Below are 21149 nucleotides of genomic sequence, written 5' to 3'. Positions count from 1 at the left end.
GCGGGTCAATCTTCAACCTATTGTTTGTATTGTATAAATTTTGATAATTGGGGCAGCCTCTGCCACCCTCACGATCAAAGCGCTATACGGGTCTGAGCGACTTTAGCGGCAATCTTTGCTCTTAAGACGATCTTCATTTGATGCGCTGATCCTAGGTTCTGGTTAACCACAAGGGATAGACGCATGTCGCTTGAACGGCAATTGGCTGCAGAACGTCGCGCGCGCTTAGCGGCAGAGCGGATTTTGGCCCAAAAAGAGGCCGACCTGAATGCCGCAAACGCCAAGTTGGCAGATTACGCCCAGCACCTAAGCAGCGCGATCCAGCAAACCCGGGCGCAGGTTGAAAATTTTCGCAACGAAAACACCAAATTTCGCACCGATTTACAGAATGTATCGCAAAAGGCCCGTGCCACCGAACAGCGGCTTTGGCACGCGATTGCGTCCCTGAAAGATGGGTTTGTGATTTACGATTCTTGTGATCGCTTGGTGATGGCCAATCGGATGTTTGCAAAAATGTTTGATGAAATCGAAGATATCCAACCCGGTATGTCGCTGACGTCGTTGCTTATGGTTGCCGCTGATCAGGGCATCATCAAGTTAGGGGAACAGGGTGCCGAAGAATGGTTGGCAGAGATGTTGGCTTGCCACGCCGACCCAACACTGCCTGCCCCTATGTGTCAGCTGTGGAACGGAAAATTCGTGCGGATCATCAATCGCAGGTCGCCGTTTGGCGATTTGGTCAGCCTCTATGCCGATGTCACCGAGAGCCAGAATTCAGAAGAAGATTTACGGGACGCGCGGCGCCGCGCCGAAGCTGCAAGCCGTGCCAAATCCGCCTTTCTTGCCAACATGAGTCATGAATTGCGCACGCCGATGAATGGGGTGGTTGGCATGGCGGAACTGCTTCAGGAAACCGTTCTTACAGAAGAGCAACGCGTGTTCGTCGACACGATTTGCGGCTCAGGCAACGCGCTGTTGACTATCATCAATGACGTTCTGGATTATTCAAAAATCGAGGCTGAAATGCTGGTTCTGCGCAGCGACCCCTTTGATCTTGAAACCTGTATCCACGAGGTCATGCGATTGTTGCAGCCTCTGGCCAAAGAAAAAAACCTCTCGCTGTTGGTGGATTACGACTTGTTTTTGCCAACGCAGTTTCTGGGGGATTCTGGGCGCATTCGTCAAATCTTTACCAACCTAATTGGCAATGCGGTCAAATTTACCAATGCTGGGCATGTGTTGGTGCAAATCGTCGGCACCTATGATGCCCCATCCCAAACCGCACAGATACATGCGGTGGTTCAAGACACGGGAATTGGTATTCCCGCAAAGCATGTATCTCAGATTTTTGAGCGGTTTCACCAAGTGGAAGAACGGCAAAATCGCCAATTTGAAGGCACTGGATTGGGGTTGGCGATTTCCAAACGTTTGGTCGAGATGATGACTGGCTCTATCTGGGTGGTCTCCGAAGAAGGGCAGGGGTCAAGCTTTGGCGTGCAGTTCCCTTTGCCGGTCGATCCGTCAGCAAACCTGGCTGCGCCGCAGCTGCCTAAAGACATTGGCCATGTCTTGATCGTGGATGATGAAATTGCCAATCGCGATTTGATCGCGCGGCGCATTCAGCAAATGGGCGCGCAGGCCACGGGTGTCAGCTGTACTGGCTCTGCGTTGGACAATGCCGCCGGGGCTGATCTTGTTTTGGCCCGGCATGATCTTCCGGGATGTGATTGCCTAGGGTTGGTGACCGCCATGCGAAACGCTGGTGTTCGGGTGCCGGTTCTGGTGTTCTCTTCGTCCAGTGGGCTGATAGAGCTGACCGCTAACGATGTGAAAACCCCGTTGGAAATTCGCGGCAGGCTGGGCAACCCTTTCACCAACCGGGAATTGCTGGCAAAACTTGCCTCGACATCAGACACAGAAAACGGTGCAGATCCCGCTGACGCAGATCGTAAATTACGGGTGCTCGCAGCAGATGATAACAAGACCAACCGCTTGGTGCTCGAAAAAATGTTAAACTCCTGCGACATAGTGCTCAAATTGGTGGCTGATGGCCAGGCCGCGGTCGAAGCTTATCACGCGTTCAAACCCGATGTTATTTTCATGGATATTTCGATGCCCGTATTAGATGGGCGCGCAGCCTCTGGCCTCATTCGCGCCAAAGAAAAGGGCCGGTGCCCAGCGGTGAAAATAATTGCGCTTACCGCACATGTCTCCGAGGACGACCACAAATCCATTTTGGCCGCTGGCATCAATCAGGTGATGACCAAACCGTTGAACAAACAGCATTTGCTTGCAACGCTAGAAGCCGCTGATCAAGAAAGGAAAATGCGCCTAGCCGCACCAATAAATGCAAGCCGAGCAAGTTAGCTCTCAGGATAATCGCGCAAAAACACCAATCGGTTATCTTCGCTTAGATCAGGGTCATAGGCATAGCCACCTAGATCAAAGTCTTTCAATGCGCTGGCTTTGGTTAATCGATGCTGGCTGATGAAACGCGCCATGCTGCCACGGGCTTTCTTGGCAAAGAAACTCACGATTTTTGGTTGGCCATTTTTCAGCTCCATAAACACCGGCGTGATCACCCTGAGCTTCAGCGCTTTTTGATCGACCGCTCCAAAGTATTCTTGCGAGGCGCAGTTGACCAATGTGTCGGTGCCAATGTGTTCGGCCTGGGTGTTCAGCGTCTTAGACAGGGTATCACGCCAAAATTCATACAGGTTCTTGCCGCGCCGAGTTTTCAAACGGCTGCCCATCTCCAAGCGATAGGGCTGGATCGCGTCCAAAGGTCTTAAAATACCATAAAGCCCGGAAAGAATGCGCAGGTGGTCCTGGGCCCAAAGGATTTCATCCGCATCCAAAGTCTTGGCCTCAAGTCCAAGATAGGTATCACCTGCAAATGCATAGGTTGCCGGGCGCGTTATATCGGTGCCGGGCTGCATGTCATAGGCCTTGAACCGGTCCCGATTTAATCTTGCCAAATCAGGGCTAAGCGCCATCAGTTTTTGCAAATCGCCTAACGTCAGATTGCGGGCCGTTTTCACCAGCTTTGCCGCTTCGTCCAGTAATTCTGGTGTGGTTGTAGGGCCTTGCACCGGGGACCAATCCAAGCGTTTGGCTGGCGAAATTACAGTTAACATGGCGCGTCCTTTGGATGGTTTAGACAGACTTAGGTTGCTTCACGCAAAACGTCCAGAAAGGCGCTGGCAAATCGTTCGGCGCGTTTGTCACCCAGCAGCCGTTGCATGGCACCTTCGTCACCTGGCCGCGCCGAGGCCACCTTGGCCAACAGCGATGCCGAACAGGTCAGGGGCTTGTCAATTCCTTCTGGGCCTCGCGACAAACCGGTTTGCACTTCCAGCAGCCGGTCATAGATCGAACCGGCTTCTCGGCCTGCCAGTTTGCGGCGGCTGGGGTGCAAGGTTTCGGCTTCGCCAGTGATGACCTGCAGGAAATCAGCCCCGTAGCGTTCAAGCTTTTTAGCCCCAACGCCGCCAATATGCGCCATGTCGTCCAGCGAATTTGGCCGCGTTTCGGCCATTTCAATCAGGGTTTTGTCATTGAAGATCACATAGGCAGGTACTTTTGCGGCTTCCGCCAAGGCGCGCCGTTTGGCTTTTAAGGCTGACAAAAGCGGCGCGTCTTCTTCGTTGATCAGGGCTTTGACGGCAGGGCGTCTTGTGGCCTTTTTTATCGAATCGCGACGCAGCTCAATCGTAGCCTCGCCGCGCAAAATCGGTAGGGCATCATCCGTCATGCGCAAGGCACCATGGCGTTCTGGATCCGGGCGGATCAGGTCATGCCCCATCATTTGTCGAAACACTGCTTGCCACTGGCGTTTGTCATATTCGGTGCCCACGCCAAAGGTTGGAAGCGCATCATGACCCTTTTGACGCATGCGGTCGGTGTCATTGCCCAAAAGAACATCAATCAAATGCCCCGCACCGAACCATTCGCCGGTGCGTAGAATCGCAGACAGGGCTTTGCGCACAGCCACCGTGCCGTCAAACACATCCGCAGGCGCGTCGCAAAGGTCGCATTTGCCACAGGTTACATCATCTTCGCCAAAGTATTTTAGCAATGTAGCCCTTCGGCATTTCAAAGCTTCGGCCAGCCCCAACAGGGAATTCAAGCGGCCATGATCCGCCAAGCGCATTTCTGGCGGGGCCAATCCCTCATCAATCTGCGATCTGCGCAAACGGATGTCTTCGGGACCAAACAGCGTCAGGGTTTCCGCGGGGGCTCCATCGCGCCCGGCCCGGCCGATTTCCTGATAATAAGATTCGATTGATTTTGGCAGGTCAGCATGCGCCACCCACCGGATATCGGGCTTATCAATGCCCATTCCAAAGGCCACCGTGGCCACAACAATCAACCCGTCTTCGCGCTGAAACCGCACCTCGGTTGTGCGTCGATCCTCGGCATCCATGCCCCCATGATAATGCAGCGCCAGATGACCCGCGTCGCGCAGGGCCTTTGCCAGGGCTTCGGTTTTGGCCCGCGTGCCGCAATAGACAATGCCAGATTGCCCTTTGCGGGCGGCGGCAAATTCCAAAATTTGCTGACGCGGGCTGTTTTTTGCAGCAAAGGCCAAGTGAATATTGGGGCGATCAAACCCGTGCAAAAAGACCTCTGGTGCGTCGTCATCAAACAAGCGGCGCATAATCTCTTCGCGGGTCTCGGCATCCGCGGTTGCTGTAAAGGCCGCAAGCGGCACGCCCAATGCTTGGCGCAATTCTCCGATCCGCAAATAATCGGGCCGAAAATCATGTCCCCATTGGCTGACACAATGGGCTTCGTCCACAGCGATCATGCTGACACCGATGCGCCGTAACATGCCCATGGCCGCACCAGAAGCCAGCCGTTCAGGGGTGATGTACAATAGTTTTAAGCGTCCAGCCTCTAGGGCCTGCCAAACCGCATCGGTTTCTTCGTCTGTGTTACCAGAGGTCAGTGCGCCGGCCTCGACACCCGCTTCTTTCAAGGCGCGCACCTGATCGCGCATCAAGGCAATCAACGGGGAAATAACAACCGTCACCCCATCGCGCATCAGCGCGGGCAATTGAAAGCAAAGCGATTTGCCGCCACCTGTGGGCATGATCGCCAGAACATTGCGTCCTTCAGACACAGCGGTCACAATGTCTTCCTGCCCGGGGCGGAAGGCATCAAAGCCAAAAATGTCGCGCAACAAAGAGGCGGCGGCCATGGGGTTCCTGCCTGTGGTTTTTGGGTCAGCTCTGGCAGAAATGAATCACATGCGCGCAGGGCGCACAAGTGACCTTGTCAGATCACAGCAATATTGAAGGCAAGATATAGTCGCGCAGGGAAATCACGATGATAAAGGCAACCAAAGGCGCAAGATCCAGCGGATGGGTGTTTGGTAGAATATTACGAATGGGCCGATAGATCGGCTCTAGCACACGGTTCAAACCATACCAAAGCTGCGCGACAAACTGCTGCCCAAGATTAAGGACGTTAAAGTTGATCAACCAGCTCATGATGATGTGAATGATCATGATAAAAAACACTGCGTCCAAAATCAGCCGCAGCGGGCCATAGATTGCCATCATCTGTTTGATCCTCTTTCTAACATCGCCAACTACCTAAGCATCGCAGCGACAAAGGGCAAGAGTGCCGCAAGGTCGGTGTTGACCTTAGCCGAATTGGACGCAACAGGATGACATAAGGAGAGTTTTATGTATCCAGTGCTTCGAATGTTGTGGGGGGGGCTAAAAGCCCGTCGTCAATCTCCAATTGCTTTGTTGGACACCCATGTGTCCCACCATATCTGTATGCCTTGGGACATCGACCTGTGGCGCGAGCTTAACAATGGCCGCACATTAACGCTGTATGATCTGGGGCGCATTCCTTTGGCCATTCGCACAGGCATGATCCGCCATTTGGCGAAAAACAAATGGGGTTTAACGATTGCAGCGGCCAATGTGCGGTATCGTCGGCGCATTGTGATGTTTGAAAAATTTGAAATGCGCAGCCGGGCAATTGGCTGGGACGATAAGTTTTTTTATATGGAACAGTCGATTTGGAAGCAAAGCGGTGAATGCGCCAATCATGCAATTTATCGAACGGCGATTATCAGCAAAAAAGGCATGGTGCGCGCGCCCTTGGTGATGCAAAGCTTTGCACCTGATCTGGCGGCCCCTGTTTTGCCAAAGTGGGTGCAGGATTGGATCGCTGCCGAAGAAATCCGCCCTTGGCCGCCCATGCAAGAAAACCTCAACCCACAATTGTCTGTAGTGAATTCCTAGGAAAGCCTTGCGTTGATCGCTTGCCCTTGCGTAAGTCCCCCAAGACATTGGGGATTGTCATGACACATTCTGTTGAACGCCGGCGTATTTGGGGCTGGTTCTTTTTTGATTGGGCCAGCCAGCCATACCATACACTTTTACTGACCTTTGTTTTTGGCCCCTATATCGTTGGGGTGGCCGCAGACAGCTTTCTTGCCGAAGGTTTTGCCGAAGGCGAAGCCAAAGCCAAGGCGCAAACGCTTTGGTCTTATATGTTGACCATAGCTGGTTTGATCATTGGCTTTTCGGCACCACTGCTGGGGGCACTCGCGGATTCTGCGGGGCGACGCTTGCCGTGGATACTGGCGTTTTCAGCGCTTTATGTCATCGGTGCCGGGTCATTGTGGTTTGCACTGCCTGACGGTTCCAATCTCACCCAAACTTTGGTGATGTTTGCGATTGGCTTTATTGGCGCAGAATTTGCGCTGGTGTTCGTGAATGCGCAATTGCCGTCGCTTGGCAGCGACAATGATGTTGGCGAGATCTCTGGATCTGGCTTTGCGTTTGGATATTTGGGCGGTATCGTCTCGCTGGTAATCCTGTTGCTGCTGTTTGTCGAACAGGGCAATGGCAAGACGCTGATCGGGTTGGATCCTGCCTTTGGATTGGACGCAAGCCAAAAAGAAGGCACACGGGCCGTCGGCCCGATTGTGGCAATCTGGTTTGTGGTCTTTATGGTGCCTTATTTTTTGTGGGTGCGCGAAGACACAAGCAAAAAACGTCGCCCCAGTCTCGGCATCGCCATTTCAACATTGGGCGGCACGCTCAAAGCGTTACGTCACCGCGTTTCGCTCAGTTCCTACCTTGGGTCGTCAATGTTTTACCGCGACGCGCTGGGCGGGCTTTATGGGTTTGGCGGCACCTATGCGCGGCTGGTGTTGGACTGGACCATCGTCCAGATCGGTGTTTTTGGCATCATCAGCGCCATTGCGGCGGCGATTTTCAGTTGGATTGGTGGCAAGCTTGATCGCAAATTTGGCCCCAAGCCCGTTATCAAATACGCAATCTGGGTGCTGATTGCTGTCTGTATTGTTGTGGTCAATATGGACCGCACGCAGTTTTTTGGCATGTCCCTGACCGAAGCCTCCAAACTGCCTGACATGGTGTTTTATGGCTGTGGCATCCTGATTGGCGGCATCGGCGGCATTTTGCAATCGGCCAGCCGGTCTTTAATGGTGCGTCACTGTGATCCGGCCAACCCAACAGAAAGCTTTGGGCTGTTTGGTCTCTCGGGGCGCGCTACATCGTTTCTGGCACCGGCGGCCATTGGCGCAGTTACAGCGGCAACAGGCAGTGCCAGAATTGGCATTTCTCCGCTGATCGTTCTTTTCCTTTTAGGATTGTTCCTGCTACGCTGGGTGAAACCAGAAGGGGACCGGGCAGTATGGGACGCACCCTCGCAATCATCGCAGCAATCACCGTATTAGCCGCGTGTAAATCACCACCAGAAACCGCGCGCGTGTCGTCCAAGCAGGCGATTCCAGCTGCGATGCAAGGCGTAGAGGCCAAGCAGCTATTTGGCGCGCATGGTCATGCATCCGATCAAAGTGCGGCCCCCTTTGGCGGCTATGCCAAAGGTTGTATAGCTGGCGCAGTGCAATTGCCCGAAACCGGCCCAACCTGGCAAGCGATGCGCCTGTCGCGCAATCGTAATTGGGGGCATCCTCAAACCGTCGATTTCATTCGCACGCTTTCGGCTAAAGCCGCCAAACAGCCCGGATGGGAAGGCCTGTATATTGGCGATATGAGCCAGCCTCGTGGTGGCCCTATGCTCACCGGCCATCGCAGCCATCAAATTGGCATGGAAATCGATGTATGGATGCTGCCCCCAAAGCGGCTTGATCTGAGTGCCACCGAGCGTGAAAACATCAGCTCTATTTCGATGCGCCGCGCCAATGGGGCCTATGTGAATTCCAAATGGACGCGCCAGCATCACAATGTGCTGAAAGCCGCGGCCCAAGACCCTCGTACAGCGCGCATTTTTGTTTTTCCTGGGGCCAAAGTGCAGATGTGTAACGACGAAAAAGGCGATCGCGCTTGGCTGAACAAGATCCGCCCATGGTGGGGCCATCATTACCATTTTCATGTGCGGCTCAATTGCCCAGACGGCGCTGCGGGCTGTGTGAACCAGGCCCCCCCACCCGCTGGGGATGGTTGCAAAGATGCCGAAGTTTGGGTGAATAATATTTTGAACCCTCCCCCTCCGGATCCAAATGCGCCAAAACCCAAACCACGTAAAGAACTCACAATCGCGGATCTGCCCAACCAATGTATAAACGTCTTGCAATCGCGCTAAGCGCGGCATTGGTCCTAGGTTTGCAAGTGCGTGCAACCCCAACAGGGGTGGCGCAATTTGTGTCCGAAACCAAATGGCAACAAAACGAGGACTGGTTTGGCGGGTTTTCTGCCATCGAAGTGCTGAATGATGGGCGGAAATACATTGCCTTGACCGATCATGGCCGACTGGTGCAGGGCAGGATGGTGCGTGAAAACCAAGATCTGCAATCTGTGAAGATTGACTCGTCAACCGCACTGAATAACAGCAAGGGCATAGCGCCAAAAAATCAGCGTCAAGACACCGAGGGCCTTGCGGTGCGCCGCGATGGCCAATTGTTCATTTCGCTTGAGGGCATCCATCAGGTGCGCGCCTATGCGCGGGCAAGCGGCAATGCGATGGAATACCCACGCCACGCCGATTTTGCAAAGCTGCAAGACAATGGTTCTCTCGAAGCCCTGGCGATCGATGACAGAAACCGGCTTTATACCCTACCGGAATCGTCCGCGACGGATGCCCGCGGCATGCCGGTCTATCGCTTGGAAAATGGGGTCTGGAGCCAACCCTTCTTTTTGTCGCGCAGCCGCCGATACGAGCCAGTTGGCGCGGATTTTGGGCCTGATGGAAAATTCTACCTGCTGGAACGCAAGTTCACACTCTTTGGATTTCGCTCGCGTATCCGCAGTTTCGTCTTTGACGCCAACGGGGTTGCATCCGAACAAGCTGTTTTAGAAACCGCAGCTGGCGAACATGATAACCTCGAAGGCCTGTCGGTTTGGCGCGATGACACAGGCGCGTTGCGCCTGACAATGGTTTCCGATGACAATTTCATGTTCTTCCAAAGCACCGAAATCGTCGAATACCTGGTTCCGGGAAAAGCTTGATTTAGCGGCAATGCCACTATAAAGACCCTTTGTCTTGCCACGATGGCAGGGCCGAGTCGCCGCCACCTTGTAAAACGGTTTACAAAATGAAAACGATCTATCTTCCTGGCATTCTTGCCATGGCCGCTATTGTGGTGGCCTCAAATATCCTTGTACAATTCCTGTTTGGTAACTGGCTGACCTGGGGGGCGTTCACCTATCCGCTGGCCTTTTTGGTCACAGATGTGATGAACCGCGTCTATGGCGTCTCGGCCGCCCGTCGGGTGGTGCTTGTGGGCTTTGTCGTGGGCTTGCTGTGTTCCTTTGTTGGCACGCAAATTCAGGGCGATTTTGGTCCGCTGGTGACCCTGCGCATCGCGCTCGGCTCTGGTCTGGCTTTCCTGACCGCGCAAATGCTGGACGTTTCGCTGTTTGATCGCCTGCGCGGCGGCGCATGGTGGCGGGCCCCCTTGGCCTCGACTTTGATTGGCTCTTCTGTGGACACTGCCCTGTTCTTCACCATTGCCTTTTCTGGCGCTTTGACTTTCCTTGAACCGGTAAATGACGTAAGCTGGGCCGCAGATATGTTGCCCTTGTTGGGCGCAGGACCCGTGGTGCCGCTTTGGGTCTCTCTTGCAGTGGCTGACTGGCTGGTGAAACTTTCGTTGGCATTGCTTGCCCTAGTGCCTTTCCGCATCATCGTGGGTAAACTATCTGCACAAACCACATGATTTTGTTTTGACTTCTAGAAAATTTATGGCACGCTTTCCTTACGCGAAACAAATTGAAGGGAGGTGCCCATTGTCTAGAGAAGTCATGGAGAGCGGTGTCGGAACAGTTTTAGTAGAAGCAGCGCAGGCAGTCCTAAGCTGACAAGAAACTAAAATTGGTTGCTGCCTAACCGGCGCACCTCCCTACATCTCGAAGGGCTGTTCCCGCGCGTGGAACGGCCCTTTTCGTATCTGAAATGAACATTTGATGATTGTTGTTAACGAACAAATCACCCTGCAGGACTGGGAATTGACCGAGCAATTCATCCGCGCTTCTGGGCCGGGTGGCCAAAACGTCAATAAAGTTTCTAGCGCCGTTGAACTGCGTTTTGAAGCGGCCAGATCCCCGCATATTCCAGACCCGGTAAAGAGCCGCCTAAAGCGCCTTGCCGGACGGCGCTGGACCAAAGACGGGGCGATCATCATCCAATGTGATGAAACCCGTAGCCAGGCTCGCAATCGCGATATCGCGCGGGATCGGCTTGCTGACCTGATCCGCAAAGCCCTGGTCAAACCCAAACGCCGCATTGCCACAAAACCCACCTATGGCAGCAAACAACGCCGCCTGAAGGCCAAGAAAGTGCGCGGCGAGGTGAAATCTCTGCGCGGCCGTGTGGAGGACGACTGAAGGTGTGGATTTGGGTATTTGGATCAAGAACAAATCCATAGTTGTGCTTGACATAAATACCCTGGGGTGAGGGTCGAAACTCTGTTTCGACGCGAGGGGCAACGCCCCTAAAGCACCCGGATGACCTCTTTGTCGATGCCCAGCATATAGCCGCGCCGGGCGATGTTTTTCACTAAGAGTTCGCTGACCATTTGATTGCCCAGACTGTCACGCAAGCGTTTGATGCGGGTGGCACCGGCGGCCTCTTCACAGTCGGTTTGCGGCTTGCCAGAAATCATCGCCTCGATTTCGATCCCCGACAACACATCGTCATCCATGCGGGCCTCGGCCAGAACAGACAAGGTCTCCAGCGCAGCATCGGTGAGTTTAAAGCCCATGTTGTTTAGATAGACTTTCTTTTCATCGCGGCTGATCAACAGCGAATTGACCTGAATGCCCGAACGCTCGATCTGCGCCATGCGCCGGTTCATAGTGATCAACATCACTAAAAAGATCAGTGCCGCGATCATCATGCCAGTGGCAAAGATCAGCAGCACAAAGATCACCATGCGATAGCTGACCAAAGTATCAGCGAAGGCGGTGCCTGATTGTGCTAGAATTTCCAGTAATTTCAGGTCGGCCTGCCGTGTCAGGTCATCGTTCTCGACAAACAATTGTTCGACGCGGTAGTTAAACGCATTGGCATCTGGCAAGGTCAGCAACAGCAAAGCGCCAGCACCCAGCAAAATGGCCACGATGGCGATGATACCAAACGTGACCACACGGCCGCCAATTTGGCGCGCCTCAATAGCGGAGGTAGAATTGTCCTGCATCGGCTTTCTTTCCCTCAAGGCCAGATCCGTCAAAGACTGACAGAACATTCAACAAAACCCAACCGCCTGATTTCAAGCGCGGCTGCAGATCGATTTCTGCGGCGGCTTTTGTGCAGGTGGCATTGATCTGGGCCACGCCATAATGCAGGCGCAGGGGATTGTTTTGTTTGGCTTTGTAATCGGCATAGCAATTCTCGGCCAGAGCGGGCGAGGCCAGCAGCAAGCTGAGTGCAATCAGGGATATGTGGGCTGTTATACGCATGGGCTCACTCTGCGGTGGTTTGCGCAGATATTCAATAACAACAGGCGTTTCCACCGATGTTATTGGATAACAGCGCCGCGTTATTGCCTGACTTTCGGCGCTTGGGCCAGTCTGAGGTCATCAGCCTTGCCCTCAACGCAGGCCACAAGAATCGCAACCTTAGCCGCAGAAAGATCATGCCATGTCCCGCAAATTCATCTCGTCCATTTTGATCGCCGCCGTCACTGTCACAGGGATCTCGCTCTCTGCGGCCCCAGCCAAGGCTGGAAATGATGATCTGGCAAAATTTTTGTTTGGCGCAACAGCGCTGATCATCATTGGCAAGGCCGTCAGCAACAACCGGGCCCATGCAACACCGCGCCATGAACCACGTGTTGTGCGGCCTCAGCCCCGGCATCGCAAAGCGTTGCCATCAAGCTGCCTGCGTTTACATCACACTTGGGATGGCCGCGTGCGCATGATGAGCAATCGCTGCCTTGAGCGCAAATACCGCCATGTGGACCGGTTGCCGGCAACCTGCAAAACCCGCCTGCGGACAGATCAGGGGCTGCGCAAGGGATATAAGATGCGTTGCTTGCGTCAACATGGCTATCACATCGCTCAGAGTTAATCAGTCGAGCACAGGGGCATAAGTGCATCCCCAGCCGCCCCGGAGAGCCGGCGCCCGTTTAGTGGGTGCCGGTTTTTTCTCTTGCAGCCATGATGGAACTGCGCTTTCTGAGGCCATGACACATCCAAATTATGATCTTGAAACGGCGGCCTTGACGCAGGGTGCAACCATGGTTGCCGGCGTTGATGAAGTTGGCCGCGGCCCTTTGGCCGGGCCTGTGATGGCGGCGGCAGTGGTTCTGGACCCCGATAACATACCGGCCGGGCTGAACGATTCCAAAAAGCTCACCGCAAAACGCCGCGACGCGCTTTATGATCAAATCCTTGAAATGGCCCAAGTGGGGGTAGGGTCTGCCAGCGTGGAAGAAATCGACGAGATTAACATTCTGCGTGCCAGCCATTTGGCGATGTTGCGGGCAGTGGGCAACCTGCCCACGGTGCCAGATTTTCTGTTGATCGACGGAAATATGATCCCGCGAGACTTGAATGTTTCAGCCGAGGCGATTGTCAAAGGTGACGCAAAAAGTGTTTCAATTTCAGCGGCTTCAATTGTGGCAAAAGTGCGGCGCGATTGTCTTATGATGGCTTTGTCGCAACAGTATCCGGGCTACGGTTGGGAAAAAAACCAAGGCTATCCGACGCAACAGCACCGAGATTCTATCCACAGGCTGGGGATAACCCCACACCATAGACGTTCATTCAAGCCAATACACAACATCTTGTATCAAGCTAAAAACCTAACATCCTGATTCAAAAAAGAAATTGACCTCGAATTGGCTTTAGTTGATCCTGTGGATAACCATAGAGCACATAAGTGCCGGTTATATAGAGCGCATAAGCGCCGCACATACTGAGGCAGTAAAATGACGAATAAACCAAAGAAAAAGGGCTCGCCAGAGCTCCCTTTAAACACGATCCTTGCTGGTGACTGCATCGAAATGATGAACAGCCTGCCAGAGGAGTCCGTTGACCTAATCTTTGCAGATCCCCCTTATAACCTGCAGCTCAAAGGTGATCTTCATCGCCCTGACAATTCCAAAGTCGATGCGGTTGACGATGAATGGGATCAGTTTTCTTCGTTTGCAGCCTACGATAAATTCACTCGAGAATGGCTGAAAGCCGCCCGCCGTTTGCTCAAGCCAAACGGTGCGATTTGGATGATTGGCAGCTATCACAACGTGTTCCGCATGGGAGCCGAGCTGCAAAACCAAGGGTTCTGGATTTTGAACGACGTGGTGTGGCGCAAATCCAACCCCATGCCGAACTTCCGTGGCAAACGGTTCACGAACGCGCATGAAACCATGATTTGGGCGTCAAAATCCGAAGGTGGCAAATACACCTTTAACTACGAAGCCTTAAAAGCGCTGAACGAAGGCGTGCAAATGCGCAGCGACTGGGTTTTACCAATCTGCACCGGCCACGAGCGTTTGAAAAACGATCAGGGCACCAAAGCGCACCCGACACAAAAACCAGAATCCCTTTTGCATCGCGTCTTGGTTGGCTCGACAAATCCGGGTGACGTCGTGCTTGATCCTTTCTTTGGCACAGGCACCACCGGTGCAGTGGCCAAGATGCTGGGCCGCGAGTTCATTGGCATTGAGCGTGAAGAAGAATACCGCAAGGTGGCTGAAAAACGCATTGCCTCTGTGCGCAAATATGACCGTGAAGCGCTGGAAGTCAGCACATCCAAAAGGGCGCAACCCCGTGTCCCTTTCGGGCAACTTGTCGAGCGCGGTATGCTGCGCCCTGGCGAAGAGCTTTGCTCGATGAATGGCCGCTATACCGCGAAAGTGCGCGCCGACGGCACATTGGTGGGCAAAGACGTTAAAGGCTCGATCCATCAGGTCGGGGCCGCCTATGAAGGCGCGCCAAGCTGCAATGGCTGGACCTATTGGACATTTAAGAAAGAAGGCAAGCAGGTGCCAATCGACTTGCTGCGCCAGGAAATTCGGGCCGAAATGGAAACAACCCGCCCGAACTAGGGTTTCAGAACACAGAGATTACGGGTCAGCAGGCTGCTGGCCCAAAGCCGAGGTACCGCCGGTGCCTGTGGTCTGACTTTCACATGGCACCATAACTATCCCCCGCCTTTTGGCGGGGTTTTTTTGTCGCCTCACAGCCGCGCTTCACCTGTCTACGCTTCGGGTATGTCGCCGCGTTTTATGATCTCCCTCGAGAAATCCGCATAGGCCTGTGTCCAGGCCTCGCGCACCTCATCGTTGAATTCATGGCCAAGGGTGCTAGCAAGCGTGTCCATCAGCGCCACGCCCATCGGAGCAAAATCTTGGACTTTGACCCCCAATGCGCGATGGCCAGCACCCAAATACTTGTATCGCTGTTCCATGGATTCTGGCGCGTGCAGATTACCGACAATCGCCCCCAATGTGGACATGAACCGCATGCCTTGTCCTGCCATATCATCTTCGCGAAACATGGGTTTTAGATGCGGCGCATGTTCAAACAAAGATTGATAAAACGCGATTGATTTTGGCTGCAAGTCTCCGCGCAGCTTTTCAAAACTGTCGCGGATCAAATCCATTTGGTGTTCGCTGAGTGGCATAGGCAGCTCCCCGGTCTAAAACCGTTCGCGCGCAATAGATTATAGCATATTTTCAGAAATTTGCGACATGCGTCATCTCGGAGCAGGATTGCTGGCTTTGTTGTAAGCCTGCCAGTCTTCGATTTGAGGATAATAGGTGCGGCGCCACTCCCGCACGCGCGGGTTCATAAAGCGCCGCCATAGCGGGGGCACCATCGCGACCATTGTCATGATCGGGTAGCCATAGGGCAATTGCGGAGCCTCATGGGCATCATAGTTCTGCAGCAAAGGGAATCGACGGTCAGGTTTGTAGTGGTGATCAGAATGGCGCTGCAGGTTGATCAACAACCAGTTGCTCGCCTTATGCGCCGCATTCCAACTGTGATGCGGTTTGGTATGTTCGTATTTGCCTTCCCCCAAATGTTCGCGGGTCAGCCCATAATGTTCAACATAATTGACGAGTTCCAGTTGCCATACCGCGATCCAGGCCTGCCAGACAAACAAGCCAACACCGGCCCAGCCGCCAATCACAAAGGCCAGTAACAGCATGCCGGCCTGCAACAGCCAATACTTAAAAAACGGGTTGCTGCGGTGGGTCCATGGCAGATCTTTGCGCGCCAACATTGCCTTTTCCGCCCGAAACGCGCTGAACCAGCTTTGGCGTAACACCCGCGGGAAAAAGCGGTGAAAGCCTTCGTTATAGCGGGCAGTCACCGGGTCTTTGGGGGTCGCAACATAGCGGTGGTGCACCAACAGATGTTCGCTGCGAAAATGCGAATACAGCACCATGGCCAGCAAGAAATCACCCAGCCCGCGTTCCCATTTGGGCTTTTGGTGCATCAACTCGTGGCTGAAATTAATCCCCACTGTGCCGGTGATCACGCCGATGCCAAAAAACAGACCAACCCGTTCCCAAAACACCAAATGGCCGGCGTTCAGCGCATAGGCCATCAGCCCAAATAAGGTGATGAATTGCAGTATGGGCCAAACCAAAGTGATCAAACGATACCAAAACAACTCAGATTCGTCGGTCTGCGGGTCATTATTGGCCAGATTCAACCCAATGGCTGCGTCCAGAATCGAAAACAAATACCAGGTGCACAGCGGCACGCTCAGCAACCACCAACCGCCTTGCATGGCGCTGAACCAGATCAGCGGCACCAATAACAAGGGCAATGCAAACGGCAATGCATTTCTAAATTCCGCGGTGGGGCGTGACCCTGGCATTCTGCTCTCCAAAACTTTGGCTTTTCCAGCGCGTTCCCGGGCATCATGGCGCGCAAAGTTTGCAGGTGCAATGATCGCTTAGCTTAACGCCAGGTCAAAGGCTTTGCGCATGGCCGTTGGCAAATCAGAGCGGTCAAATTCCGATATTGGAATAAACTGCCCTTGATTGGGGGTGCGGTCCATTGGCACCAGCGCGGTTTTGATGTTCAGGCGCAGATGAAAATGCGTGAACGTGTGGCGGGCCTCACCTGCAACGTCTTTCCATTCTGCGCGAATAGGTGCGTCGTGATCGGCAACCAAGCCTTCAACCCAGTCAGATCCGGGCCATCCCAGCATGCCCCCCAACAGCCCCTTGTCCGGGCGGCGTTCCAGCAAATAAGCCCCATCTACGCGCCGCGCGATATAGACCGTTCCCAGCCGAATGGGTTTGGGCTTTTTGGGGGTCTTTTTGGGCAGCAGGGCGGCCGTGCCCTCGCGCCGCGCCCGGCAATTGTCACGCCAAGGGCATATACCACAGGCCGGATTCTTAGGTGTGCAGATCGTTGCCCCCAAATCCATCACAGCCTGCGCATAATCACCGGGGCGCAGATCGGGTGTCAGGGCGGCAGCTTTTTCAGTCAATTCCGGCTTGGCCGTCGGCAAAGGCGTGTGAATGTCATAGATCCGCGCCATCACCCGCTCGACATTGCCATCCACAACCGTGGCCTTTTGATCAAAAGCAATCGACGACACTGCGGCGGCCGTATAAGGCCCGACACCGGGCAGGTTCAGCAAGCCTTCTAGAGTGTTAGGAAACACGCCACCGTGGGCTTGAGCCACCACACGGGCACATTTCAGCAAATTCCGCGCCCGCGCATAATAGCCAAGCCCGGCCCAGGCCGCCATGACATCGTCATCCTTGGCTGCGGCCAGATCGACCACCGTGGGCCAACGCGCGGTGAATTTCAGAAAATACGCTTTGACGGCGGCAACAGTGGTCTGTTGCAACATGATTTCCGACATCCAGATCCGATAAGGATCAGGTAATATGCCCGCCGCGCGATCAGCCGGCCCGACGCGCCAGGGCATTTTACGCGCATGTCTATCGTACCATTCCAGTAATTCAGCGGCTTTCGGCTCATCACACAAGTGTTATATCCTCGACATCATGTCTCGCTGGTCACAGCAGTTTAAGGCACTAAGATAACGCCAAACGAAAGGATGCAAGTCCCCATGCGCAGAAGGTCCTACAAAGGGTTCCAACGCACCTCGTCTTTGCTGCGTGATAAGATTCGCAAAGCAGGCGAGACCCGAGGTTTTGCCGTGACCCGCGTGTTGACCCATTGGCCCGAAATTGTTGGCGAAGAAACCGCCGCTATTTGCAAGCCAGTCGACGTGAAATATGGCCGCAAAGGCTTTGGGGCGACCTTGACCGTTCTAACCACCGGTGCCCATGCGCCGATTTTGGAAATGCAAAAAGAACAGCTGCGCACCAAGGTAAATGCCGCCTATGGATATAACGCCATTGAACGGCTGCGCATCACCCAGACAGCACCAATCGGGTTCGCAGAAGGTCAGGCACAGTTTCAACCCGCGCCCAAAAAGGCCCCCAAACCTGTAAACCCAGCAGTGCAAAAAGAGGCCAATCAGATGGCTGCCCCAGTTAAAGACGAGGGTCTTAGACAAGCGCTTGAACTGCTGGCCAATAACGTTCTATCAAAAACAAAAACCTGAGGACACTTTCCGCAATGAACCGTATTATTCCAATCGCCCTCGCGGCCGTGGTCGCCATTGCAGGCGGTATCTATTACTTTAGCAAAAGCGGACCAACAGCGCCGGTGCAAACCTCGGTTGCCACGCCCCAGGCTTCGGATGTTGATACCACAGGTATCCCCGATATGATTCTAGGCGAGGCGAGCGCCCCAATCACCATGATTGAATACGCCTCTTTCACCTGTCCGCATTGCGCCAATTTCCATGCCAGCACCTATCCAAAACTCAAGGCGGATTTCATCGATACCGGCAAAGTCAAATTTGTCTTCCGAGAAGTCTATTTTGACCGTTTTGGCCTTTGGGCTTCGATGATCGCCCGTTGCGGTGGCCAAGAGCGGTTCTTTGGCATCACTGATCTGCTGTTCAAAGATCAGGCGCATTGGTCCGGCGCCGGTGATCCGGTGGCAATTGCCGACGCGATCCGCAAAATTGGCCGTTTGGCTGGTCTGGGTGACGAGGCCCTGCAATCATGCCTGAACGATCAGGAAAACGCCGAAGCTTTGGTGGCTTGGTATCAAAACAACGCTGCGGCTGACGAAGTCACGGGCACCCCGTCTTTTGTGATCAACGGCAGCAAATACAGCAATATGAGCTACAGCGAACTCAAAGACCTTTTGAACGGCATGCTTTAAGAAAACCAATTCTGACAATCCCCAAGGCCCGTTCAACAGAGCGGGCCTTTTGTGTTCTGATCTGCGGTCTATGAATGATCTGGTTGCGGCAAGATTTGGTGCAATGCCGTATCAAGCGCCGACCAATCCGCGATGTTCAGACGCACCGGCAGGGTCAGAACAGATTGCCGATAGGCGGCGGGCAACCGCACCGCGTCTTTTTCAGTGGTCACCAGTTGCGCGCCCAAACGCCGGGCATCGGTATCCAGCCTTGCCAACAGACTTGCAGAAAGTGGTTGATGGTCATCCAGCGCATGGGTTTGCAGCAAAGTTGCGCCCAGCCCGCGCAATGTGCTGAAGAACTTTTCGGGATACCCAATGCCTGCAAACGCAAGGAACGGCGTGCCTGTCCAGTCCATACCGGTTTCTAGCGGCGTAACTTGTCCGATGACATGCGGCACAGAAATCTTATTGGCCCAGTTCTGGGCAAACATATCCTGCGCCTTTTCCGCGCCGATCGACAGCAATATATCTGCCCGCGCCAGTCCCTGCTCGACTGGCTCACGTAACGGCCCTGCTGGAATGCAGCGCCCGTTTCCGAACCCACGCTGGGCATCGACCACAACAATCGACATATCCTTGTGCAGGCTGGGGTTCTGAAACCCATCATCTAGCAAAATAACATCAGCCCCGGCCTTTTGGGCCGCGCGCGCCCCAGCCGCGCGATCCTTGGCAACCCATGTTGGGGCAAAAGCCGCCAGCAACAATGGTTCGTCGCCAACATCTTGGGCACTGTGGCTGCGCTCTTGAACCAGCATTGGTCCGTTTAGCGTCCCGCCATAGCCCCGCGACACAACATGTGGCACCAGCCCTTTGGCTTGCAAATGCATCAGCAGCGCCATTGCTGTGGGGGTCTTCCCAGTGCCACCCGCATTCAAGTTGCCGATACAGATCACCGGCACATCCGCGGCAAAGGGCGTGGCGCGCGCCAGACGTCTTTGCGTGGCCCGCCCATAAAGCTTGCCAATCGGAGACAAGACGCGGGCTTGCCAAGTCGGCTTGTCGACCGACGTATTCCAAAACAATGGCGCGCGCACTACCGCTCTCCCTTTTTGTCCAAGGCGTCGCTCACCTGGTCGACAATCCGGTCCACGACCAATGCCCCTTCAGACACAGTCTCCCATCCAGCGTGAACCATCTGGGCGACTTTGTCAGGTGCCATCAGTTGCGCCAATGCGGCAGACAGGGTGTTGGTGTCTTTTACAATCCGCGCGGCCCCAGATTTGGCAAGCCGCGTATAGGCATCCAGATGACGGCGCACACCGGGCCCATATAATATGGCAGAGCCCAAAGCGGCGGGCTCTAGCGGATTACGCCCCCCCTGGCCAGCAACCAAGGAACTGCCCAAAAAGGTGATCGGTGCGATGCGGTAAAACAAGCCCAGCTCCTGCGGGTTTTCCGCCAGTAAGATCTGGGTTTTTTCCTCTGGCAGATCCCCGTCATCCCAACACCCCAGTCGCCAACCCTCGTCCTGACATTTGTCCCGCAATGCGGCCAAATTTGCTGGATCATCCGGCACAAGAATCAGCAACAGACGCGGCGATAAACGACTGGTGTTGCGATGGGCATTCAGCAACAAATTGACCTCATCTGGATGCACCCGCGCAGCCAACCAAACGGGCCTGGTCTTAAGACATTCGCTCAGCTCATCCAGATCGCTTTCATTGCAGCTCAAGGCCGGGCTGTCCTCTAACAAGGGGCCACTGTCCTCAACAACCGTGTCGTTGCCAACCGCCTTACGCAGACGAAATCCACTGGCGGCATTGCGGGCAAATATCTGGGTGAACATTGGCAAAGTGGCGTTCAGAGAATCCGGCAACCACCGCCAACGCTTGTTTTCCAACCCAAGCTCATCGGCATCAATCAAAAACAACGGAATCTTGCGGCGCTGCGCTTCGAAAATCAGCGCCGGGCGCACCCAGGGGCCAATCCACAGGCCCACATCTGGGCGCCAATGGGCCAAAAACGAAAGAATGTCAGCAGGGTTTTCCGAAGGAGCCTGCACCAAAATCACTCCATCAGGCATGGGGTTGCTTTGAAAACGTCCAGGAGACAAGCTCAGAACCACTTGATGATTGCCGCCGCGCTGCGCCGCCAAACGCAAACCAAGCTGCGCCATGGCTGTGGCACGCGCCGGGTCTGCGCAATGCAACCAGATCACAGTGCCCGCAGGTCTTGGCTCTCGTTGGATTGGCGCGCTCAAAGGTTCGCGCCGTGCAAAGGCCAAATAGGCGGTCAGGGAAAGCGAAGAGGCCATTTTGTCAAATAATTCAGTCGGTTCGGGCCAAGCTTTGGCATTGGACGCACGCGGGCGTTGCTGCAAATTAAGCCTTTAACGAAGCCTCTACAAGGGTGCGCCGCGACGTCGTTTTTCGCAACAGTTGACCTGAGCGCAGCGATCGGGCAACCAAAGGCATAATCTAGGTGGGAAAGAAACCG

Annotated in this window: 22 protein-coding genes; 12 read left to right on the top strand and 10 right to left on the bottom strand. The window is 54.4% G+C overall.

What is annotated here, in order from left to right; translation table 11 throughout:
- Positions 1–183 precede the first annotated feature (183 nt).
- Complete coding sequence (locus ABXG94_RS13010; RefSeq protein WP_353534784.1) at positions 184–2367, top strand: response regulator; 2184 nt, start codon at positions 184–186, stop codon at positions 2365–2367.
- Here ABXG94_RS13010 and yaaA read toward each other — a convergent pair.
- The 3 genes from yaaA to ABXG94_RS12995 all read right to left on the bottom strand — a co-directional run bounded on the left by yaaA (position 2364) and on the right by ABXG94_RS12995 (position 5567).
- Complete coding sequence (gene yaaA / locus ABXG94_RS13005; protein ID WP_353534782.1) at positions 2364–3137, bottom strand: peroxide stress protein YaaA; 774 nt, start codon at positions 3135–3137, stop codon at positions 2364–2366. The two genes, ABXG94_RS13010 and yaaA, sit on opposite strands and share 4 nt — an antisense overlap.
- A gap of 29 nt (positions 3138–3166) precedes the next feature.
- The gene (gene recQ / locus ABXG94_RS13000; protein WP_353534780.1) at positions 3167–5203 is read right to left on the bottom strand and encodes a DNA helicase RecQ; all 2037 of its coding nucleotides are present in this window, start codon (positions 5201–5203) and stop codon (positions 3167–3169) included.
- 82 nt (positions 5204–5285) lie between these two features.
- A complete protein-coding gene (locus ABXG94_RS12995; RefSeq protein ID WP_353534778.1) occupies positions 5286–5567 on the bottom strand; it encodes a YggT family protein in 282 nt (93 codons plus the stop codon).
- Between the two features lie 126 nt (positions 5568–5693).
- Between ABXG94_RS12995 and ABXG94_RS12990 the strand changes: the two genes are divergently transcribed.
- From ABXG94_RS12990 to arfB, 6 genes are all read left to right on the top strand, one after another.
- On the top strand, positions 5694–6263 hold the full coding sequence (locus tag ABXG94_RS12990) for an acyl-CoA thioesterase (RefSeq protein WP_353534775.1): 570 nt from the start codon (positions 5694–5696) through the stop codon (positions 6261–6263).
- Between the two features lie 59 nt (positions 6264–6322).
- Positions 6323–7729 carry an MFS transporter gene (locus ABXG94_RS12985; protein ID WP_353534774.1) on the top strand — a complete coding sequence of 469 codons (1407 nt, stop codon included), beginning with the start codon at positions 6323–6325 and terminating at the stop codon, positions 7727–7729.
- Positions 7687–8598: a penicillin-insensitive murein endopeptidase gene (gene mepA / locus ABXG94_RS12980; protein ID WP_353534771.1), complete on the top strand. Its 912-nt coding sequence runs from the start codon at positions 7687–7689 to the stop codon at positions 8596–8598. Before ABXG94_RS12985 ends, mepA begins: the two co-directional genes overlap by 43 nt.
- Entirely contained in the window at positions 8571–9461 is an 891-nt protein-coding gene (locus ABXG94_RS12975) for an esterase-like activity of phytase family protein (RefSeq protein ID WP_353534770.1), read from the top strand. The genes mepA and ABXG94_RS12975 overlap by 28 nt, the downstream gene beginning before the upstream one ends.
- An 86-nt stretch (positions 9462–9547) precedes the next feature.
- The gene (locus ABXG94_RS12970) at positions 9548–10171 is read left to right on the top strand and encodes a queuosine precursor transporter (RefSeq protein ID WP_353534768.1); all 624 of its coding nucleotides are present in this window, start codon (positions 9548–9550) and stop codon (positions 10169–10171) included.
- Positions 10172–10418: 247 nt separating this feature from the next.
- Entirely contained in the window at positions 10419–10838 is a 420-nt protein-coding gene (gene arfB, locus ABXG94_RS12965; protein ID WP_353534767.1) for an alternative ribosome rescue aminoacyl-tRNA hydrolase ArfB, read from the top strand.
- A gap of 107 nt (positions 10839–10945) precedes the next feature.
- Here arfB and ABXG94_RS12960 read toward each other — a convergent pair whose 3' ends face one another.
- Both ABXG94_RS12960 and ABXG94_RS12955 read right to left on the bottom strand, forming a co-directional pair.
- On the bottom strand, positions 10946–11650 hold the full coding sequence (locus ABXG94_RS12960; protein ID WP_353534765.1) for a winged helix-turn-helix domain-containing protein: 705 nt from the start codon (positions 11648–11650) through the stop codon (positions 10946–10948).
- On the bottom strand, positions 11622–11912 hold the full coding sequence (locus ABXG94_RS12955; protein WP_353534764.1) for a hypothetical protein: 291 nt from the start codon (positions 11910–11912) through the stop codon (positions 11622–11624). Before ABXG94_RS12955 ends, ABXG94_RS12960 begins: the two co-directional genes overlap by 29 nt.
- 181 nt (positions 11913–12093) lie before the next feature.
- On the opposite strand from ABXG94_RS12955, the gene ABXG94_RS12950 reads away from it, so the two are divergent.
- From ABXG94_RS12950 to ABXG94_RS12940, 3 genes are all read left to right on the top strand, one after another.
- Positions 12094–12522, top strand: coding sequence for a hypothetical protein (locus tag ABXG94_RS12950; RefSeq protein WP_353534762.1), 429 nt, complete (start codon positions 12094–12096; stop codon positions 12520–12522).
- 115 nt (positions 12523–12637) lie between these two features.
- Positions 12638–13270 carry a ribonuclease HII gene (rnhB, locus tag ABXG94_RS12945; RefSeq protein WP_353534760.1) on the top strand — a complete coding sequence of 211 codons (633 nt, stop codon included), beginning with the start codon at positions 12638–12640 and terminating at the stop codon, positions 13268–13270.
- A gap of 114 nt (positions 13271–13384) precedes the next feature.
- Positions 13385–14503, top strand: coding sequence for a site-specific DNA-methyltransferase (locus ABXG94_RS12940; RefSeq protein WP_353534758.1), 1119 nt, complete (start codon positions 13385–13387; stop codon positions 14501–14503).
- A gap of 152 nt (positions 14504–14655) precedes the next feature.
- Here ABXG94_RS12940 and ABXG94_RS12935 read toward each other — a convergent pair whose 3' ends face one another.
- The 3 genes from ABXG94_RS12935 to ABXG94_RS12925 form a co-directional block, all read right to left on the bottom strand.
- Positions 14656–15081 (bottom strand): globin domain-containing protein, encoded by a 426-nt coding sequence (locus ABXG94_RS12935; protein ID WP_353534755.1) that lies wholly within the window; start codon positions 15079–15081, stop codon positions 14656–14658.
- 72 nt (positions 15082–15153) lie between these two features.
- Complete coding sequence (locus ABXG94_RS12930; RefSeq protein WP_353534753.1) at positions 15154–16287, bottom strand: alkane 1-monooxygenase; 1134 nt, start codon at positions 16285–16287, stop codon at positions 15154–15156.
- Positions 16288–16365: 78 nt separating this feature from the next.
- Entirely contained in the window at positions 16366–17355 is a 990-nt protein-coding gene (locus ABXG94_RS12925) for an A/G-specific adenine glycosylase (RefSeq protein WP_502901706.1), read from the bottom strand.
- A gap of 144 nt (positions 17356–17499) precedes the next feature.
- Here ABXG94_RS12925 and ABXG94_RS12920 point away from each other — a divergent pair, with 144 nt between their 5' ends.
- Both ABXG94_RS12920 and ABXG94_RS12915 read left to right on the top strand, forming a co-directional pair.
- The gene (locus ABXG94_RS12920) at positions 17500–18000 is read left to right on the top strand and encodes a DUF721 domain-containing protein (protein ID WP_353534750.1); all 501 of its coding nucleotides are present in this window, start codon (positions 17500–17502) and stop codon (positions 17998–18000) included.
- Between the two features lie 14 nt (positions 18001–18014).
- Positions 18015–18671: a DsbA family protein gene (locus ABXG94_RS12915; RefSeq protein ID WP_353534749.1), complete on the top strand. Its 657-nt coding sequence runs from the start codon at positions 18015–18017 to the stop codon at positions 18669–18671.
- A 68-nt stretch (positions 18672–18739) separates the two neighbouring features.
- Here ABXG94_RS12915 and lpxK read toward each other — a convergent pair whose 3' ends face one another.
- Both lpxK and ABXG94_RS12905 read right to left on the bottom strand, forming a co-directional pair.
- Entirely contained in the window at positions 18740–19747 is a 1008-nt protein-coding gene (gene lpxK, locus ABXG94_RS12910; protein ID WP_353534747.1) for a tetraacyldisaccharide 4'-kinase, read from the bottom strand.
- Positions 19747–21033 carry a 3-deoxy-D-manno-octulosonic acid transferase gene (locus tag ABXG94_RS12905; protein WP_353534746.1) on the bottom strand — a complete coding sequence of 429 codons (1287 nt, stop codon included), beginning with the start codon at positions 21031–21033 and terminating at the stop codon, positions 19747–19749. The genes lpxK and ABXG94_RS12905 overlap by 1 nt, the downstream gene beginning before the upstream one ends.
- Between the last annotated feature and the right edge of the window lie 116 nt (positions 21034–21149).

The organism is Cognatishimia sp. WU-CL00825, from assembly GCF_040364665.1.
Taxonomy (GTDB): Bacteria; Pseudomonadota; Alphaproteobacteria; order Rhodobacterales; family Rhodobacteraceae; genus Cognatishimia.
The sequence above is the reverse complement of the archived record's forward strand: the minus strand, read 5'-3'. Positions and strand labels throughout refer to the sequence as shown.